Below are 17,767 nucleotides of genomic sequence, written 5' to 3' on the forward strand. Positions count from 1 at the left end.
GGAAACCACTATTTCCCCTTGCCCGTCGTGGCCTTAGTCTTGGCCAGGCTCGCTTCCAGGGCAGCCATCAGGTCTTCGGTTTCTTTTTCAGGCGCCGCCTTGGCGACGGTGATCTTCTTGCCTTTCAATTTGGCGGCAATGATTTTTTCCAGGGCTAAACGGTATTCGTCGTGATATTGCTCAGGGTCATATTTCTCTTCCATGCTCTTGATGAGCGATACGGCCATGTTGACCTCCGCCTTGGTGGGCGGCGACTTCGCTTCCGCCAGTTCCGGCGGGGTTGTTATTTCCCCCGGGTAGTGCATCGTGTGTAAAACAAGCGTGTCCTTGTAAGGTCGAAGGCACGTGAGATGCTCTTTTCTGGCGAAGGCAACCTTGGCAATGGCAACCTTTCCAACCTCCAGCATCGCCTGACGCAACAGTCTGAATGGTTTCTCACCCAGCGGCTGGGGCTCCAGGTAATGGCTGTCGAAGAAGTAGATCGGATCTATACCTTCCGTGTCGACGAAGGACTGGATGTCGATCGTCCTGGTAGTACGCAGGGGAACAGCCTCAAAATCCTTATCGGTCATGACGATATACTGCCCCTTGGAGTATTCGTATCCCCTGACCGTGTCCTTGATGCTGAAATACTCCCCGTCTTCGGGACAATGCAGCACCTGATTGGGTTTGACCAGGTCCCGCTTGTGCAGGTAGCTGAACCGCAGCGGCCGCTCCCTGACCGCCACCGACATCGAGACCGGGATGACCACCAGGCCGAAGCTGATGGCGCCTTTCCAGAAAGCCTTTGGCATATCGCCTCCCAATGATCTTTTATTCAAATATATCGCGCCTTGACCGTTAGCGCCATCTCGGTCACACCCCGGCGAATTTCAATTCCCCAAATAGCTCTGCTAAAATGCGAGTAACTAATAAGGAGAAAGAATGTCACCCGAAAAACCATTGGACAGGAATTCAAGCGAAATCAGGATAATTACCGGCGACGAGGTTGTCTGCCAGCCGAAAGCCAGGCCAGCGCGCCGGGCTGAAGACGAGGATATGGTCCTGACCATACTCATCGAAATTCCCAAGGGCAGCCAGAATAAATACGAATGGGATAAGGAACGCAAGATCATCAAATTCGATAGGATGTTGTTCTCTGCTGTCCACTATCCGTCAGATTATGGTTTTATCCTCGACACCCTGGCCGAGGACACCGACCCTCTGGACGCCCTGGTCCTGGTCTCGGAACCGACGTTCCCGGGCTGTCTAATCGATGCCAAGCCGATCGGCCTGTTCCGCATGCGGGATGAAAAAGGCCCTGACGAGAAAATCCTGTGCGTGCCCATGGGCGATCCCCACTGGAACTTCATCCAGGAACTCTCCGACGTACCGCCCCACCTCTTGAAGGAAATCGAGCACTTTTTCATGATCTATAAAGAACTCGAGAAGAAAAAGACTGGTATCGAAGGCTGGGAAGACCGGGATTCAGCCATTAAAGCGGTCTACGCCTCCCGCAAACGGTTTCAGGATAAGCAGAAACAACTCGGCGGCAGCCTGATCTGATCCTAAACCGGCCGGGTTGTGCTCTCGATCAACCGCGAATAGATCATTTCCAGACGGTCGATCACTGCTGGCGGAATTTCCCCAGCATTGGGCAGAACCTTGATCTGCTCGATTTTTTCAGCCGGGGCCCGCAGATCTCGTAACGTTTCGATGGTTTGGGCGTCAGGGCTTATTATCACCTCGAACATGTGAAGGGCGTGTTCCGCCGACCACCTGGTCATTCCTCTACAGCACTCAGGATGGACCTCGGGACCCGCCACGGTTACCATCATCGGCTTGAAGCGCAAGAACCGGCGGTAAACCGCGGCTAAAATGCCGTATCTGGTCAAACAGTGGGCATGGATAATGCCCGGTTTGATCCCGAGGATAACCGGCGCCGCCGCCAAAAACGCGGCGTAGGTCATGGGGTAAGCCGCGGTGACCGGCAATTTGTGCACCCTGACCCGGGGATCCAGGGCTTGGACCTCTGGCGCGTTCCGGCAGATCAGGTGAACGTTCCAGCCGCGTTGAGCAAGCTGGTTGACCAAACTCAAAACCTCAGGCGAATTATCGGCGAGCTCAACAACGGTTCGAGAAGTCTTTTTCATGTGGCAAACTATACCTTAAAATCAGACAGCAAATCTATGATCCGAGATTCGGGTGACCTGTTCCCCGCCAGCCACCGGACTTCCATTTGGTGAACGGCCGATGGTCAGGTAGACTTTTAATGTAGCCCTTCTAATTTGTCGAGGAGGTTGAAAGTGTACAAAAGAGTCATGGTACCGCTTGACGGTTCTGACGTATCGGAATCCATCATCCCCCAGGTGGTCAGCGTCACCAAACCTTCCAACGCAACCGTCGTCCTGTTCCAGGCCCATGCACCCATAGAGCCATCGATCCGCGAGGTCATGGGGGAGGACATCGCTGTCAAGCTGGACACGGTTACCCGTGAGGAGGCTCAGGGATACCTTGATAAAATCGCCGGCGATCTGGCCAACCAGGGCATCAAAGCTGAAATCGTCCTGGGTAAGGGGAAGGCCTCCGACGCGATCATCCAGTACGCCACGACCCATGCCGTCGATCTGATCATCATGGCCACCCACGGCCGGAGCGGCATCAGCCGCTGGGCTTTCGGCAGCGTGGCCGAAAAGGTGCTCCGGCAATCACCGGTGCCGGTGCTGCTGGGGCCGGTTGCCGGCACCCGGGCCTAGAAACGTTCGTATAGCCCGGTTACCGAGACTTCCTCCAGGACATGCCCCTTGAGGGCTTTATCGAAGCGCTCACGGTTGACGCCGGCTGGCAGGTCCGGTTCGATGTCCAGCGCCAGGAAACTGAAAGTGTAATGGTGGGCTTTACCCGGAGGCGGACAGCACGGGTAATAGCCGTAGGCGCCCCCGGAGTTGACACCCTGCTTGATGCCGTTAGGCAGCTCGCGCTGGCGAGCCAGGTTGGCCGGGAGCCTGGTCGACTTGGCCGGGATGCCCCAGACCAGCCAGTGGGTGAACAGGCCCCTGGGGGCGTCGGGGTCGTCCATGACGACGGCAAAACTCTGTGTCCCCTTAGGTGCGCCCCGCCAGTCTATTTCAGGGGAAATGCCGGGTCCGTCGCAGGTATAGCGCTCAGGGACTTTTTCACCGTCGATGAGGCCTTCAAAAACCACTTCCATGGAAGACTCCTTACCCATCTATCATATTGGTCAGTTGGTATAGCGTCCTGACCCTGGGGCAGTCCGCCGGTACCTCGGAAAAACCGCCCCGGTCGAGCAGAACCGCCTTCATCCCGACGGCTGAAGAGCCCACGACATCGATCTGGTATTGGTCTCCCACGAATATTATCTGCTCCGGGGGAAGGTCGACCCGCCTGATGGCTTCAAGGAAAATCTCCGGGTGGGGCTTGGTAAAGCCTGTCTCCTGGGAGGTTACCACCGTCGTCAGGAACGGGCTGACGCCAAGTTCATCCATGAGCGGCTTGATATCCTTGTCCACATTGGATACGACGCCGATGATCCTGTTGCGGCGCTTGAGTTCGGACAATGTCGCTATAACATCGTCGAAGAGAACTTGCTTGAGCTTAGCGTCGCGGAAGCGCACCAGCATGGCGCGGATGATGTCCGGATTGGGTTCGATGCCGCCCTCTTTGAGCACTATCGCCTGGTGCCTGGCGTAGACAGCTTTCACGTCTTCAGGGGAACGCTTGCTCATCGGCTTTTTGGCGTTTTCGGTGTAGAAATACTCGTCGGCGATGATGAACGCCTTGGCGAAAGCCTTGGCCGGCGCCTTGATGCCGAGGCTGTCGAGGGCCTGGGATTCCCATTCCTCGCGGGGCGGGTCATAGCCCACGAGAGTCTGGTACAGGTCGAAAAAGACTGCTTTGATCAATTGAACTCCTTAAAGATGAACGATGTTAATTCTAGCGGAGGGGAGGGTGAGGCGCAAAGGGAAGATCATTATCCACTTGCCCGATGCACCGGTGCACTATCGACCTTCTCCCTTATGCTATATCCCATGCTGGTGAAGGGTATGAAAACGAATGCAACGAACCCCTCCCGGAGGAAATAATACCGATAATGCCAATTCCAGATAATATCAATGTCCGATTTCACCGCCCTGCCCCGGAATTGAATTGTTTGGGCGCGGATGACGCATTTTTGGGAAACGACACGATTGGGTTGTGAGGGTTTTAATCGTGAAGTCGTATGGCCCGTTCAATTCATTCAATCCTTTCAATTCGAACAAGTCGACAGTTATCAGTTTTCAGTTGTCAGTTGACAGTACGAGGCGGGCGAGCGGGCACTCGCCCCTACCCCTGCCCACCCAATAGATTCCGGCATTTCCCGGGATCGGTGGACAATTTCGTGGGGAGGAGATTGCCACGCCCCCGATTTCATCGGGGGCTCGCAAAGACATAATTTCAATAAGAGATTGCCATCCCGACTCCGTCGAGGACAGGTCTCGATTCCATCGAGGACAAGCATCCTCCGACTGCGTCGCGAGAAGGGCCGATTTCATCGGGGGCCCGCAAAGACAGTGAAGGGTAGGATTTGTTGGGCGAGCGATATTATAGCACATGGGTTCGTTAGGGTTGTCAAGCGTTTCATGTCGTTTTTGGGGGAATATTTTTTGAGAGTTCACAGTTTACAGTTGTCAGTAAACAGTCGGCAAAAATGGGTGGCACCGAGATTCTTCGTCCCGACTATGTCGCGGACTCAGAAAGACAAATTGGATGAACCCTCAGCGGCTAGCAATCATCGGCCTGATCGGCAGCGAAGGATAAGGCGGGCGGGTTAAAAACCCGCCCCAACGCGGGTTTGCCGGGAAGGGCACGGCATACCGTGCGGCTACGGCGACAGGTGGAGATAAAAAGAGGGAATAATTGTCAATGATGGACGACCAGGCGGGCGACCGGCAGGTCGCCCCTACGGGTCTACAACGAGGAAAGACCTTTTGACCGCGTCATGCGGTATTGCTATCATGGGCGGTATGAAAAACGCTCCTCTTTTCTTCCCTTTGGGTTCGACCATCGATGACAACGGGCATCTCCGGATAGGCGGTCTCGATGCCGTCGAATTGGCCAAAGAATACGGCACTCCGTTATACGTGTTCGATGAGAATGACATCCGGGAGCGATGCCGTGAATTCAAGCGGGAGTTCGCCGGCCGTTACCCGGCCACCCATATCGCCTTTGCCGGTAAAGCATGCCTCAACAAAGCCATAGCTAAAGTAGTCGCCTCGGAGGGCTTCGGACTGGATGTCGTCTCCGGCGGCGAGCTCGAGATCGCCCGCTCCGCGGGATTCCCCACCAACCAGATTTACTTCCACGGCAACAACAAGTCAGACGCCGAACTCGAAATGGCGCTTGAGTACAAAGTCGGGCGCATCGTTGTCGATAATTTTTACGAACTCAGCCGCCTCGACGCGATGGCCGCGAGGCGCGGGGTAAAAGCCGACATCATGTTCCGCATCAAGCCGGGGATCGATCCCCATACCCACGCCAAGATCACGACCGGCAATATTGACTCCAAGTTCGGTTTCGGCCTCGATGACGCCGCCGATGCCGTGGCGCGGGCGATGAAGTGCGGAAATTTGAAACTGACCGGCTTCCACTATCACATCGGTTCCCAGATCTTCGAGATCCAGCCGTTCCTCGACGCCTTGAAAACGACCCTTGAGTTCATGGCCCGGATGAAACGAGAACTCGGTTTTATTACCGAGGAACTGGATGCCGGCGGCGGATATGCCGTCCAATACCTGTCCGGCGCCCAACCGCCAGCCATCGGCGAATATGCCGAGGCGATCGTAAGCCTGTTGAGGTCCGAATGCCATCGCCTGGGGCTGGCGCTGCCCAAACTGTCCGTCGAACCGGGGAGGGCAACGGTGGCAAGGTCGGCCGTTGCCCTGTATACCGTCGGCGCCATCAAGGATATCCCCGGCGTCCGATGCTACGCCTGCGTCGACGGCGGCATGGCCGACAACATCCGGCCGGCGCTGTATTGCTCACAGTACGAGCCTTACCTGGCCAACCGGATGGCGGATTACGCCGATCAGACGTATACCATCGCCGGGCGTTTCTGCGAATCCGGCGACATCCTGGCAAACGATGTCAAGTTGCCCGAGGTGAAACCCGGCGACATCCTGGTGATGCCGGTGAGCGGCGCTTACTCCATCCCGATGTCCAGCAACTACAACGCTTTTTGCCGGCCGGCGGTGGTCATGGTCAAGGACGGGCAAGCGAGAATTATCAAGCGGCGCGAGACTGTCGAGGATCTGCTAAGGACGGATCTGGGATAGAAAATTCGAAATCCGAATTTCGAAATACGAAACAATATCGAATGACCGAAAAGATAGATTTGCCTCTAATCTCCGTCCATGGTTCGACAAGCTCACCACGAACGGAACTCTGTTTGTTTGAATCGTTTCGGATTTCGGATTTCGTGCTTCGGATTTGCCATGAGTAATTGGCGCTTGATAGGGCAGGATAATGTGGTCGCTTTCCTCGCAAGAAGCCTGGAAAGAGGCAGCCTCTGTCACGCCTATTTGTTCTCGGCGCCGGAACACTCCGGGAAGACCGCCCTGGCGTTGAAGCTGGCCCAAACGCTCAACTGCACCGGAAACGAGCCTCCATGCGGCGGGTGCGAGCCCTGCCGTCGAATCTCTGCCGGCATTCACGCTGACGTCCAGGTTATTGGGCTGGCAGTCAACGACGATGGCAAGAGCAAGACCGAGGTGACCATCGAACAGATCCGGGCGATCAACCATGCCGCCTCCATGCCGCCTTACGAAGGCAAATGCCGGGTTTTCATCATCGAAGAGGCGGACCGGATGTCTACCGGCGCCGCCAACGCGCTGCTCAAAACCCTCGAAGAACCGCCGCCGAACGTCGTCTTCGTGCTGACGACCTCGAGAGAGAACCTGGTGCCGGAGACGGTGAGGTCGCGCTGCGTCAAACTGAAGCTGGCCTCCGCGCCGAGGACCGAGATCTCCCGGTACCTGGAGAAGGACCTTGGTTTTTCCGCCGAGCGTGCCGGGCTGCTGGCTCGACTGAGCCAGGGCAGGGCGGGCTGGGCGATTATCGCCGCCGCTGACGATGTGGTGCTGGCTGAAAGAAAGGACAACCTCGACCGGTTCGCCGAAGCCCTGGAATCCGGATTCGATTTCAGGTTCGAACTGGCCTCAAGGCTGGCGACCCGCTTCGGCAAATCGAGAGCTGAGATCTACCGGATGCTGGATCAGTGGCTGTCATTCTGCCGCGATTTATTGCTGGTTAAACTTGACATAAAAGATGAAGTGGTCAATACTGACTATATGTCCGCGCTGGAAACGCTGTCATCCCGATTGGGTACGGCTGAAGCCCGGTCGATCATCGGATCGCTTTCGAATACCCGGCAATACCTGGAACAGAACGCCTCGCCGCGCCTGGCCCTGGAAGTCCTGATGCTCGGCTTGCCATTACTCGGAGGGAGTCTAAAAAAGAGTGGTTAACGTTGTTGAGATCCGCCTGAAAAAGGCGGGTAAATTATATCAGTTCGACCCCGTTGACTTTACCCTGGAACCCGGCCACAACGTGGTCGTGGAGACGGCCAGGGGACTGGAAGTCGGCAGGGTGGTCAACGGTCCCAGGGAAATCGCCGAGGACAAGCTGGAGGCGCCGCTGAAACCGGTAGTCCGCATGGCCACCGAGGAAGACATCGAGCACCGGCATACCGTCTGCCGCGCCGAAGCCCAGGCGATGGTGGAATGCCAGGAACTGGTGGTCAAGCTGAACCTGCCGATGAAGTGCCTGGCGGCGGAGTACAACCTCGACGAAAGCCACGTCACCATCTATTTCAGTTCCGAGGGGCGGGTCGATTTCCGCGAACTGGTCAGGGAACTGGGACGGAAGTTGCGTATCCGGGTGGAGTTGCGCCAGGTGGGACCCAGGGACGAGACCAAGCTCCTTGGCGGCTACGGGCGCTGCGGCCGCGAACTGTGCTGCGTCAACTACCTGGTCGATTTCGCCCCTGTTTCAATCAAGATGGCCAAGGAACAGAACCTGCCGCTCAACCCGGTGAAGATTTCAGGCGTTTGCGGCAGGCTCCTGTGCTGCCTGGGGCATGAATACGAAACCTACAAATGCATGAACGAGGAACGGGCGCGGGCTGCCCAGGCCGAAGCCGCCGCGATGGCGGCCAGGGGAGCCGTCGCTCCTTCAAACAGACCGGTGTCGCCGGAACCCGAAGACAAAATAGGGGTGACGCCGATCACCGAAGCCGACGACCAGGTGGCGCCAGGCCAAGCCCCCGCCGCTGAAGCGGGTACCGGGCACAAGAGGCGCCGCCGAAGGCGGCGGTAAGCTCGAAGCACGAATATCGAAATCCGAAACAAATTCTAAACCCAAAATTCAAAGGCTCAAAACGCCGAAGGTTTTGGGTTTTTGTTCAGGAAGCCGGTCAGGACTTTTCCGGCAGATACTTCCGCCAGACAGGCATGCGTTCCTGGTAGCGGTGAGTGAAGACGACCATGGGGCGGCTGTCCGGCGGTCCGAGCTTTTTGAGCAGTTTCATATTAGCCTGTTCCGGGGTGCGGCCGGCCTTGTGGCGGTTACAGGGAACACAGGCGGTTACCAGGTTCTCCCAGGAGTGACGGCCGTTCTGGAAGCGGGGCACGACGTGGTCGATGGTCAAAGGTTGAACCTTTTTGCCGCAATACTGGCAGGTAAAATCATCGCGGTGGAAGATCTCCCACCGCGTCAGTTTATGGCGGGGGCGGGGACGTTTGACCTGGTGCTGCAGCCGAATGACGGACGGCATGGGCACGGAGAGTTGGACGGTGTGAAGCATACCGAGGCCGTCTTCCAGCATTTCGGCTTTGCCCTGGTAGCAGAGGAGGATGGCGCGCCTGATCTGGCAGACGTGGATGGGCTCGTAATTCTGGTTCAGCACCAGTACCGGGTGATTGAGCATATCAGTCGTTCCCTGGTGGGCCAATTGTAGGAGATTGGGTTAAGGCGCGCAAGTTTGCAGCCGTCCGGAAATTGGTTACTCCTTGGCAGAAAAAGCTATAATGAACCTCCGGCTCAGCCGGGTGCAAACGTCACCCTGGACTTTCCGGATAGAAGCTTGAGGGATGATGTGTGGCAGTATTACGCTTTTAGGATAGCCGGTTTCAGCCTGGCGTTTCTTCCGAGGAAAGCCGGTTACTTTGTAGCCGGCTTTCTGGCCGGGTTTATTTACCTGGCAGCCCCCGGGCTTCGGAGGAGTATCGCCGACAATCAGCGCCGGTCTTCAGGTTTGGGCAACGATGACAAGGAAGTGCGGCGCCTGGTCAAGGGTGTCTTAGCCAACACTGCCCGCAATTATTTCGACCTGGTCAAACTGCCCCGTCTGAAACGCCATGAACTGGGGCGCCTGTTCAAGGTGAACGGGAAAGAATACCTCGACGCGGCGCTTGGCAGGGGCAAAGGGGTGGTGCTGGTGACGGCTCATATGAGCGGTTACGACATGGCCATCCAATGGCTTACCCTGCAATCTGTCAAAACGACGGTGCTGGTGGAACCCATCAATCCGCCGAAACTCCTGAACCACGTTACCAGCCTGCGGCAGAGTCACGGGATCAGTTTCCTGTCACCTCAGACCGACACACTGGGCAAACTCTTCAAATGCCTTCACCGGGGGGAGGCGCTGCTCTTTGCCAGCGACCGCGACATCGATCAGAACGGCATCGGCGTCAAATTTTTCGGCGAGGAGACCACCATGCCGACCATTGCCGTGCGGTTCGCGCTCAAAACCGGGGCAGCCCTGGTGCCGGTCTTCAGCCGGCGCGCCGGTAAAGGCTACGAAATAAACTTCGAACCCGCCGTCGACCTGGCGGGAAACGGAAGCTCAGAGGGATTGGCCGGGAATGTCGAAAGAGTGGTCAGGGTGATGGAGAGATACATCCGCAAGGACTCCGATCAATGGGTAGTCCTTAACCGGGTCTGGCCGGAAATCCCAGCCAAGGCATCGAAGCACGGCGCCACCGGCGAACCTGCTACTGGATAAAATTGGTGCGAACCTTTGGCTCCTTCAAGGGGAAGGGAATGCCTGCCTTTATTCCAGCTTCTTTGCACTTGAGGAACCAGGCCATATTTCTGCCCAGTACCCTCATAGTCTGCAAGCCTTCCAGATCCTTTTTTACATCTTCCGGCACAGTGCCGTGAACGATATTCCAGTACTGGGATGAGATCACCGGCATCTCGGCTATGGTGAAGTATTTGTTTATTTGATCGAAGGCAGAGGTGGTCCCTGCCCTCCTTGCTGAGACGACCGCGGCAGCTGGCTTCAAATAAAACGATTTCCTTCCAGCGTTCGAATCGGAATAAAAGGCCCGGTCCATGAAAGAGGTAATCGCTCCGCTGGAAGCAGCGTAGTGCACCGGAGAGCCGAAAATAAAGCCATCGGCGCCCTGTGCCAGATCCATAAAATCATTGACGCAGTCATCAAAATTGCAGCGCCCTTTTTTGGCGCAGGTCTTGCAGGCGATACAACCCGATATCGGTTCGGTGCCGATCTGGAAAATCTGAGTGTCGATGCCCTCGGTGTTCAGAGCCTTCGCTACCTCTTCAAGGGCGGTGTAGGTGCAGCCATGGGGGTGGGGACTGCCGTTGACTAACAGAACTTTCATTTTACTCCTGGAGGTCGAGAATCCATTTCATGGGCTGAATAGGACACGGCATGCCGTGTCCCTACGCTCCCGGTCATGGTTCAGGCTCGGGCACCACGAACGGATTTGTTAGCTATTTTTTATAATTTACGCGATTGACACGGGGTGTTATCCGCCGGTTCTTGGAGTGCGACGCGTCGCCGCGGTAATCGGGGGCGGTGACGTTGAAGACCATGCTGAACTGGTGGTCGAAAAAGCGAGACGAAATCGCCGGTTCGATCTGTTCCAGGCTGGCTCTGGTGGTCACCACAGTAGGCAGGCGGGCATTGTAGCGGTAGCTAATGACCTGGTAGAGCTTTTCCTGAGCCCAGGGTGTTGTCGCCTGTTCACCGAAGTCATCCAGAACGAGGAACGACGTAGTTTTCACCCGGTCGAAAAGCTCGTCGTAAGAGACCTTGGCGTCCGGCGAGAAGGCAGACCTGAGGTGGTCCAGAAATTCCGGTACGACGACGAACAAAGCGGGCAGCCCGGCCTGGTAGCGATAATTGACGATGGCCGAGGCCAGGTGGGTCTTGCCGCAGCCGGTGACTCCCTGGAGGATGAGCCAGCCTTCCGGGGCGCGGGCGAAGTCGGAAGCCACCTGGAAGGCGCGCGACAGGTTGTCCCGGTCTTCAGGGGGCAGGTTGAGGCGCTCGCGATCGAAAGACAGGAAATTCATGCCCCGCTGGAGGGCCAGGCCTTCCGGCCAATCCGTATCGGCGGCGCCCTGGCCGGCCAACCGCAACACCCTGGCCTGGCGCGGGTCAAGCAAACGGGTTTTCAGGCGCTCGTCGAGGGCTTCAACCGGCAGGGAGGTGGCCAGGACGGTGGGCATTTCGTGGTTGAAGCGGTAGGTGACCAGCTGATCCAGCTTTTCCCTGGCCCAGGCGGTCTCGGACTGGATGCCAAGATCGTCAATGACCAGCAGAGGCACGTTTTTTACCTGCTCGAAAACCTCCGGAAACGGGTTTTCGGCGCTGGCGGTAAATCCGGATTTCAGGTCATCCAGGAGATCAGGCGCCGAGCGGTACAAGACGGTGTGCCCCAATTCTATCCGCCGGTTGGTGATGGCGGCAGCCAGATGGGTTTTGCCGGAACCGGAAGAGCCGCTCAACACCAGGAAGCCCTTTGGATCTTCCGCGAAAGCCAGCGCCGCCTCGTAAGCCTGCTTGAAGGCGGCACGGTGCTGGGGCGAGCCATGACGGCCTTCGGGCAACAGGTTGTCGAAGGTCAGCGAGCGAAGCATCCCCAGCCGGGAATAATCGATCAGACGGCGCTGCTTTTCCAGGTCCAGGGCGGCATCGACGCAGCGGCAGGGTAGGGTCTTCGAATAGTCCGGCTTGCCTTCCGGCGTCCGGGCATAGACGAAGCGGGCGCCGCGGCAAAGCGGGCACTCTGGCATGGCGGCTTCCCCAGGTTTATCGCTGGACGAACTTGCCGTATTTGCCTTTGATGTATTTGTCGCGGTCTTCTTTAGGATATCTCTGATATGTTCCATCGTCTCTGCCGCCGGCGTTCCAATTATCCAATATTTTGCTGATGTATCGCCAGCTCCGCTTATTGAGGCTGACGGCTTCCTTGATGGCGTCCTTGATCCAGGCTTCCGGGTAGAGTTTCAGGGCTTCCTTCAACTCATCGGCAATCATCGGAGTCAGCAGGCCGACGTTCTGCTCGTAGAGCGAAAAGATGTCGGGAAGCTCCGGGACCGGAGGCAACTCGGATGCCGGCGATGGCGCCAGGTCCTTGATTTTGATGTCGCCGCCGATGATCTTTCGCGCCGCTTCCCGGTTTTTGTCATCGTTCAGCAGGTACAGGGCGGTTGCCCGCCCACCCACGGTCACCGCCAGGCGCATCAGGACGCTCCGAGCTACAGCCTTGTTCAGAGAGCGTTCAGCCGAGGCTTCATCGAAGCCAGAACCGGAATCAGCTACCTCCGCGGCGGTTACCCACACCGGGAAACCTTTCTTCTGGTACAAGAGCTGGAAGAACACCAGGGTGGCCTTGAGTTCTTCAAGGTCATCAATCGCCGGCAGTACGTAAGCCAGGAAGGGCTTGGGCACCGCGGCGAATTCGAATTTTTCAGGGAAGCCGGTGAATTTCATTCAGATAACCCAATTACCCGTCCGGGGGAATAAATACCAATAATACCAATTCTCAAATAATACCAATTATCCAATGCCCGCCCCCCTCGTCGCGGGCGGGTTAAAAACCCGCCCCAACGTGGTTTACCACCAGTCCCGTCCGGGGGAATAAATACCAATAATACCAATTCTCAAATAATACCAGTTATCCAATGCACCGCCCCCTCGTCGCGGGCGGGTTAAAAACCCGCCCCTACACCATACCTATGCGATTTCGGTGATAGACTCCAGATTCTCGAACTTGGTGAGGGCGTGGCGGAAGCGCACTTTGACGGTGCCCGTCGGGCCGTTGCGGTGCTTGGCGATGATGATGTCGGCGATCTCGCGCGGGTATTCTTTGTCCGGGAACTGGGCCGCCCATTCCTCTTCCTTGAAATAGACTTCATCCCTATAAATGAAAATCACGATATCGGCGTCCTGCTCGATGGAGCCGCTTTCACGGAGGTCGGAAAGCTGGGGAACGTGGGTGGAACGCCATTCAACGGCGCGGGAAAGCTGGGAAAGAGCGACGACCGGGACGTTGAGTTCGCGGGCGATGCCCTTGAGCGAGCGGGAAATGTATGAAATTTCCTGGACGCGGTTGTCACGCCCCGAGGCCGATTCGCCCTGGAGGAGTTGCAGGTAGTCAACGATGAGGAGATCGAGCTTGTGTTCGAAGTTCAGCCGCTGGGCTTTGGCCCGCAGTTCCGAGACCCTGAGCTGGGGGCTGTCATCGATAAAGATCGGCGCTTCGGAGAGGTTGCCGATGGCGTGCATAATGCGGTTTTCATCCTCCGGCGTCGCCAGGCCCGGCTGGAAATAACGGGTGTTGATGCCGGCTTCCGAAGAAAGCAACCGCTGAACGAGCGATTCCGACGACATTTCCAGGGAGAACATGGCGACACAGGCGTGGTGGTCCACCGCCGAATTGCGGGCGATATTGAGACCGAGCGAAGTCTTGCCCATGGAAGGCCGGCCGGCAACGATGATGAGGTCGCCGCGTTTCATGCCGCCGATGTAGTCGTTCAAGCCATAGAAGCCCGTGGGAACGCTCTCCAGTTGTTCTTTAAGCTGGACCGGTTCAAGGTACTTATCAAGGATATTCTTGATGTGGATGAAGTCCTGGGACGAGCGCTCGCTTCTGACCTTGAACAGGAAGGTCTCGGCTTTGGCGATGGCGGCGGTGGGATCTGGATCCGGGGTGTAGCCCAGGTTGGCGATCTGGGTGCCGGCGACGATAAGTTGGCGCGAGATCGACAGGTTGCTGACGATATTGGCGTAGTAGACGGCGTCCAGGGAGGTGGGGACGACGCTCAGGAGGTGGGCGATATAGGCGGCGCCGCCGATGCGCTCCAGCCGCTGCTGGCGCTCAAGTTCCTGGGCGACGGTTATCTGGTCGATGGGTTCGCCCCGCTGAAACAGGGTCAAGGCGGCTTCGTATACCAGCCGTCCCGGTTCGGTGTAGAAATCCTGCGGTTTCAGGAAAGGCGCCAGATCGTAGATGACCTTATCGTCGATCAACAACGAACCGTTGACCGCTTCTTCAGCGGCCGGATCGAAAGGCGGCAGCCTGGTTTCCACCACCGGTCAGCTCCCCTGGGGCACCACTTTGACTTTGACCACGGGCGAGAGGGATGAAGACAGGCGGACGGTGACATTGTAGTCACCCAACGAACGGATCGGTTCAGGCAGTTCTATCTTGCGCTTGTCCAATTCATATCCGGTGACCTTTTGGACCGCCCCGGCGATATCGGCGGAGGTAACCGAACCGTAAAGCTTGGAGCCGGCACCGGTCTTGCCGGGGATGGCCACGGTCAAGCCGTCCAGCATTTTGGCGGCGGTGGCCAGCTCGGCGTCGATCTTGGCCTGCTTCTTAGACTCCGCTTCCAACTTTGACTTGGTCATGGTAGTGGCTTCTTTGGTGGCGGGTGAGGCCAGCCCTGATTTCAGCAGGTAGTTACGGGCGTACCCATCCGGCACTTCCTTGATCTGGCCGGTTTTACCGATAGTGGGGACGTCTTTAAGCAGTACGACTTTCATTTATCAACCTTTGTGTGAGTTAAATAATCCCAATAATACCAATTTCCAATAATACCAATTATCCAATACCATCCCACCGGTTGAGGCGACGTCGTCATTCTGAAAGAGCGGATTCTTCGCTACGCTCAGAATGACGGTTATTTCTCGGAAATGTACTTTTGGGCGTAAATGGCTGCCGTCGCCCCGTCGCCGGCGGCGGTTACCACTTGGCGGACCGAGTTGGCGCGGACATCGCCGGCAGCATAGATGCCGGGGGAGTTGGTTTCCATCTTGTCGTTGGTGATCACCGCGCCGTAAGGATCGATGTCGACAAGACCTTTCAAATAATCCGTGTTCGGCACCAGTCCCACCGCGATGAAAACGCCCTGGAGTTCCAGCACCGATTCGGCGCCGGTCTTCACGTTTTTAAGTTTCAGCCGTTCGACGGCATCCGCGCCTTCGACCGCCTTCACCTCGGTGTCCCAGATGAAGGAAATCTTGGGATCGGCGAAGGCCTTGTCCTGGAGGACCTTCGTGGCCCTCATCGAGTCCCGGCGGTGGATGACGTAAACCTTACTGGCGAAATGGCTGATGTGGGTGGCCTCGTTCAGCGCGCCATTGCCGCCGCCGATGACGGCGACGACTTTGTCCCGGAAAAAGGGGCCGTCGCAGGTGGCGCAGAAGGAGACGCCGCGGCCGGTGAGTTCCTTTTCGCCGGGAACGCCTAGCTTCCGGCGCTCCGAACCGCCGGCGATGATGACCGCGGGGGCGATATAATCTCCAATGCCGGTTGTTACAGTTTTGTCGGTACCATCGATTTTAATCCCGATGACGCTGGTTTGGGCATGCTCGACGCCGAACTTGTTGGCCTGTTCGAACATCTTCTGGCCAAGGTCATAGCCGTGAATCGCCTCGGTAAAGCCGGGATAGTTCTCGATCTCCCAGGCCTCGGCCATGCGGCCGCCGATAGCGCTGCCTTCGATAAGCAGCGTTTTCATCTTGGCGCGGGCGGAATATAGAGCCGCGGTCAGACCGGCAGGTCCGCCGCCTACAATTATGACGTCAAACCGTGACGCTGCTGACATTCTCTTTTACCTCCTCGGCGATAAGCTGGGGGATGCGCTGCTCAACGGTGCGCTTGGCCATTAAAATGGCGTTCATCATGGCTTTGGCGCGAGAGCGGCCGTGGGACACGATTATGGTGCCCTTGACTCCCAGGAGACAGGCGCCGCCGACTTCGCGGAAGTCCATGCCCTTGACCATGTGGCCCATGCCGACGTCGGCCAGAAGGGCGCGGCCCCGCAGGTGGGAAGCAGAGTTAACCGCCTGGCCGACCTGGCGGATCTTGATGATGGAGTCACCCAGACCCTCGAAGGCCTTGATCAGGACGTTTCCGGTAAAGCCGTCGGTAACGATGACATCGGCTTTGTTATGGACCAGGTCATGACCTTCCATATTGCCGATGAAATTTAGTCCGGGCACGGTCTTGAGCATCTGGTGGGTCTCGATGACGAGCTTGTTGCCCTTGGTCTCTTCCTCACCGTTGCTCATCAGGGCGACGCGCGGTTTGTCGACGCCGATAACATATTTGGAATAGATGTTGCCCAGGCGGGCAAATTCCACCAGGTGCTGGGGGCGGCAATCGGCGTTGGCTCCCGCGTCCAGGAGGAGGGCCGGGGCGTGGGGCGTCAGTTTGATGATGCTGCCGAGCGCCGGCCGCTCGATGCCTTCGATCTTGCCCAGCAGGAGGTAGGCGGCGCAGAGCATGGCGCCGGTGGAACCGGCGGAAACGAAAGCATCTGCTGTGCCTTCCTTGACCATCATCGTGCCGATGACAATGGATGACTTGGGCTTGTTCTTGAGGGCTTCGACCGGGTGCTCGTGAAATTCGATGTTCTGAGGGGCATGAACGATAGAGAGGTTCAACTTCTTGAGGTGCTTGCCGGCCTGGACGTGGAGGACCGGCCGTTTGCCGATAAGGATAATCTCAACACCCTTGTCCTTGAGGCTCTGGGCAGCCTTGATGGCGCCTTTGACGATTTCGTAGGGGGCATAGTCTCCGCCGGAGGCATCGACAGCGATCCGCATACTCTTCCCTTCCCTTTGTCAGCGGCCTGAGTCCAGACCTGCTGTTCCCTGAAAATGCCGGTTCATATTATGCGTCAAGTCCCTCTTTAGTAGCAAGGCGGCGCCCAGCGCTCCGGAGAGCTCGGGACTTGGCGGTACGGTTATTTCAAAGCTGAGCATCTCTCGAAACGCCCTTACCATGCCCTTGTTTTTGGCGACTCCGCCCTGAAAAACGACGGGGGGTTCGATCTGGCGATTGCGTCCGGCGTCGGCCAGGAAGTTGCGAACGAGGGCCAGGCAAAGCCCGTAGATTATGTCCGGGCGTTTGGCTCCGGTCTGCTGGGCGTGGACCATATCGGATTCGGCAAAAACGGTGCAGCGGCCGGTAACCTTGATCGGTTGGATGCTCAGTAGAGCCTCGGAGGCGAATTCTTCCATCGTGAGGTTCAGTCGCCGCGCCTGGTGCTCCAGGAAGCTGCCGGTGCCTGCGGCGCAGATGGTGTTCATGGCGAAATCGTTTACCAGGCCATCGCGGAGGACGATCAGTTTCGAGTCCTGTCCGCCGATCTCGATGACCGTTCGGGCGGTGGGGACGAGATGGGCGGCGGCCAGCGCCTGGCAGGTGATCTCATTTTTGACGATTGTCGCCTCAAGTTTTTCGCCGACGAGTTCCCTGGCGCTGCCGGTGACGGCAATCCCAAGAATTTCGCCGTTTATCGATGATTTAATTTGAGCAAGGACCTGCCGCGATGCCGCCAGGGGGTCGGCGGCGGTGGGGAGGTAGGCGGAGGCTAATATATCGCAATTTTCCGATAGGGCAACTGCCTTTGTGGAAACGGAACCGGCGTCAAGGCCGAGAAATATACAGGTCATAACGTATTA

19 protein-coding genes are annotated in these 17,767 nt (G+C 57.4%); 6 read left to right on the forward strand and 13 right to left on the reverse strand.

Translation table 11 applies throughout. The annotated features are described in order from the left end of the window. Positions 1-8 precede the first annotated feature (8 nt). Entirely contained in the window at positions 9-794 is a 786-nt protein-coding gene (ku, locus tag Dform_RS03370; protein WP_076003766.1) for a non-homologous end joining protein Ku, read from the reverse strand. 244 nt (positions 795-1,038) lie between these two features. Between ku and Dform_RS03375 the strand changes: the two genes are divergently transcribed. After that, on the forward strand, positions 1,039-1,545 hold the full coding sequence (locus Dform_RS03375; protein ID WP_425481071.1) for an inorganic diphosphatase: 507 nt from the start codon (positions 1,039-1,041) through the stop codon (positions 1,543-1,545). A gap of 2 nt (positions 1,546-1,547) precedes the next feature. Here Dform_RS03375 and Dform_RS03380 read toward each other — a convergent pair whose 3' ends face one another. Beyond that, on the reverse strand, positions 1,548-2,132 hold the full coding sequence (locus Dform_RS03380; RefSeq protein WP_076003768.1) for a glycosyltransferase: 585 nt from the start codon (positions 2,130-2,132) through the stop codon (positions 1,548-1,550). A gap of 153 nt (positions 2,133-2,285) precedes the next feature. Here Dform_RS03380 and Dform_RS03385 point away from each other — a divergent pair, with 153 nt between their 5' ends. Further along, on the forward strand, positions 2,286-2,735 hold the full coding sequence (locus tag Dform_RS03385) for a universal stress protein (protein ID WP_076003769.1): 450 nt from the start codon (positions 2,286-2,288) through the stop codon (positions 2,733-2,735). Here the strand turns inward: Dform_RS03385 and Dform_RS03390 are convergent. Both Dform_RS03390 and Dform_RS03395 read right to left on the reverse strand, forming a co-directional pair. After that, entirely contained in the window at positions 2,732-3,190 is a 459-nt protein-coding gene (locus tag Dform_RS03390; protein ID WP_076003770.1) for a YbhB/YbcL family Raf kinase inhibitor-like protein, read from the reverse strand. The two genes, Dform_RS03385 and Dform_RS03390, sit on opposite strands and share 4 nt — an antisense overlap. A gap of 10 nt (positions 3,191-3,200) precedes the next feature. Further along, complete coding sequence (locus tag Dform_RS03395; protein WP_076003771.1) at positions 3,201-3,902, reverse strand: HAD family hydrolase; 702 nt, start codon at positions 3,900-3,902, stop codon at positions 3,201-3,203. Between the two features lie 1,101 nt (positions 3,903-5,003). On the opposite strand from Dform_RS03395, the gene lysA reads away from it, so the two are divergent. From lysA to Dform_RS03410, 3 genes are all read left to right on the forward strand, one after another. Then, a complete protein-coding gene (gene lysA / locus Dform_RS03400) occupies positions 5,004-6,311 on the forward strand; it encodes a diaminopimelate decarboxylase (protein WP_076005053.1) in 1,308 nt (435 codons plus the stop codon). A gap of 159 nt (positions 6,312-6,470) precedes the next feature. After that, the gene (locus Dform_RS03405) at positions 6,471-7,502 is read left to right on the forward strand and encodes a DNA polymerase III subunit (RefSeq protein ID WP_076003772.1); all 1,032 of its coding nucleotides are present in this window, start codon (positions 6,471-6,473) and stop codon (positions 7,500-7,502) included. After that, positions 7,495-8,352: a PSP1 domain-containing protein gene (locus tag Dform_RS03410; protein WP_076003773.1), complete on the forward strand. Its 858-nt coding sequence runs from the start codon at positions 7,495-7,497 to the stop codon at positions 8,350-8,352. Before Dform_RS03405 ends, Dform_RS03410 begins: the two co-directional genes overlap by 8 nt. A gap of 97 nt (positions 8,353-8,449) precedes the next feature. Here Dform_RS03410 and Dform_RS03415 read toward each other — a convergent pair whose 3' ends face one another. Then, the gene (locus Dform_RS03415) at positions 8,450-8,962 is read right to left on the reverse strand and encodes an HNH endonuclease (protein WP_076003774.1); all 513 of its coding nucleotides are present in this window, start codon (positions 8,960-8,962) and stop codon (positions 8,450-8,452) included. 168 nt (positions 8,963-9,130) lie between these two features. On the opposite strand from Dform_RS03415, the gene Dform_RS03420 reads away from it, so the two are divergent. Beyond that, positions 9,131-10,039, forward strand: coding sequence for a lysophospholipid acyltransferase family protein (locus tag Dform_RS03420; protein ID WP_158513460.1), 909 nt, complete (start codon positions 9,131-9,133; stop codon positions 10,037-10,039). Here Dform_RS03420 and Dform_RS03425 read toward each other — a convergent pair. The 8 genes from Dform_RS03425 to Dform_RS03460 all read right to left on the reverse strand — a co-directional run bounded on the left by Dform_RS03425 (position 10,029) and on the right by Dform_RS03460 (position 17,758). Continuing rightward, positions 10,029-10,661 carry a flavodoxin family protein gene (locus Dform_RS03425; RefSeq protein ID WP_076003776.1) on the reverse strand — a complete coding sequence of 211 codons (633 nt, stop codon included), beginning with the start codon at positions 10,659-10,661 and terminating at the stop codon, positions 10,029-10,031. The two genes, Dform_RS03420 and Dform_RS03425, sit on opposite strands and share 11 nt — an antisense overlap. A 112-nt stretch (positions 10,662-10,773) precedes the next feature. Continuing rightward, complete coding sequence (locus tag Dform_RS03430; protein ID WP_076003777.1) at positions 10,774-12,177, reverse strand: ATP-binding protein; 1,404 nt, start codon at positions 12,175-12,177, stop codon at positions 10,774-10,776. Further along, positions 12,098-12,781, reverse strand: coding sequence for a DnaD domain-containing protein (locus tag Dform_RS03435; RefSeq protein ID WP_076003778.1), 684 nt, complete (start codon positions 12,779-12,781; stop codon positions 12,098-12,100). Before Dform_RS03435 ends, Dform_RS03430 begins: the two co-directional genes overlap by 80 nt. A gap of 243 nt (positions 12,782-13,024) precedes the next feature. Further along, a complete protein-coding gene (gene dnaB, locus Dform_RS03440; RefSeq protein ID WP_425481069.1) occupies positions 13,025-14,380 on the reverse strand; it encodes a replicative DNA helicase in 1,356 nt (451 codons plus the stop codon). A gap of 6 nt (positions 14,381-14,386) precedes the next feature. After that, on the reverse strand, positions 14,387-14,839 hold the full coding sequence (gene rplI / locus Dform_RS03445; RefSeq protein ID WP_076003780.1) for a 50S ribosomal protein L9: 453 nt from the start codon (positions 14,837-14,839) through the stop codon (positions 14,387-14,389). Positions 14,840-14,976: 137 nt separating this feature from the next. After that, positions 14,977-15,903 (reverse strand): thioredoxin-disulfide reductase, encoded by a 927-nt coding sequence (trxB, locus tag Dform_RS03450; protein ID WP_076003781.1) that lies wholly within the window; start codon positions 15,901-15,903, stop codon positions 14,977-14,979. After that, positions 15,881-16,906 carry a phosphate acyltransferase PlsX gene (plsX, locus tag Dform_RS03455; RefSeq protein ID WP_076003782.1) on the reverse strand — a complete coding sequence of 342 codons (1,026 nt, stop codon included), beginning with the start codon at positions 16,904-16,906 and terminating at the stop codon, positions 15,881-15,883. The genes trxB and plsX overlap by 23 nt, the downstream gene beginning before the upstream one ends. Before the next feature lie 18 nt (positions 16,907-16,924). Further along, positions 16,925-17,758: an acyl-CoA dehydratase activase gene (locus Dform_RS03460; protein ID WP_076003783.1), complete on the reverse strand. Its 834-nt coding sequence runs from the start codon at positions 17,756-17,758 to the stop codon at positions 16,925-16,927. Positions 17,759-17,767 lie beyond the last annotated feature (9 nt).

This window comes from Dehalogenimonas formicexedens (assembly GCF_001953175.1).
Taxonomy (GTDB): Bacteria; Chloroflexota; Dehalococcoidia; order Dehalococcoidales; family Dehalococcoidaceae; genus Dehalogenimonas; species Dehalogenimonas formicexedens.

Bases quoted from the DNA above. Each gene is read 5' to 3' on its own strand.
- ku (WP_076003766.1), bottom strand. From the start codon at position 794: ATGCCAAAGGCTTTCTGGAAAGGCGCCATCAGCTTCGGCCTGGTGGTC.
- Dform_RS03375 (WP_425481071.1), top strand. From the start codon at position 1,039: ATGGTCCTGACCATACTCATCGAAATTCCCAAGGGCAGCCAGAATAAA.
- Dform_RS03380 (WP_076003768.1), bottom strand. From the start codon at position 2,132: ATGAAAAAGACTTCTCGAACCGTTGTTGAGCTCGCCGATAATTCGCCT.
- Dform_RS03390 (WP_076003770.1), bottom strand. From the start codon at position 3,190: ATGGAAGTGGTTTTTGAAGGCCTCATCGACGGTGAAAAAGTCCCTGAG.
- lysA (WP_076005053.1), top strand. From the start codon at position 5,004: ATGAAAAACGCTCCTCTTTTCTTCCCTTTGGGTTCGACCATCGATGAC.
- Dform_RS03405 (WP_076003772.1), top strand. From the start codon at position 6,471: ATGAGTAATTGGCGCTTGATAGGGCAGGATAATGTGGTCGCTTTCCTC.
- Dform_RS03415 (WP_076003774.1), bottom strand. From the start codon at position 8,962: ATGCTCAATCACCCGGTACTGGTGCTGAACCAGAATTACGAGCCCATC.
- Dform_RS03425 (WP_076003776.1), bottom strand. From the start codon at position 10,661: ATGAAAGTTCTGTTAGTCAACGGCAGTCCCCACCCCCATGGCTGCACC.
- Dform_RS03430 (WP_076003777.1), bottom strand. From the start codon at position 12,177: ATGGAACATATCAGAGATATCCTAAAGAAGACCGCGACAAATACATCA.
- Dform_RS03435 (WP_076003778.1), bottom strand. From the start codon at position 12,781: ATGAAATTCACCGGCTTCCCTGAAAAATTCGAATTCGCCGCGGTGCCC.
- rplI (WP_076003780.1), bottom strand. From the start codon at position 14,839: ATGAAAGTCGTACTGCTTAAAGACGTCCCCACTATCGGTAAAACCGGC.
- trxB (WP_076003781.1), bottom strand. From the start codon at position 15,903: ATGTCAGCAGCGTCACGGTTTGACGTCATAATTGTAGGCGGCGGACCT.
- plsX (WP_076003782.1), bottom strand. From the start codon at position 16,906: ATGCGGATCGCTGTCGATGCCTCCGGCGGAGACTATGCCCCCTACGAA.
- Dform_RS03460 (WP_076003783.1), bottom strand. From the start codon at position 17,758: ATGACCTGTATATTTCTCGGCCTTGACGCCGGTTCCGTTTCCACAAAG.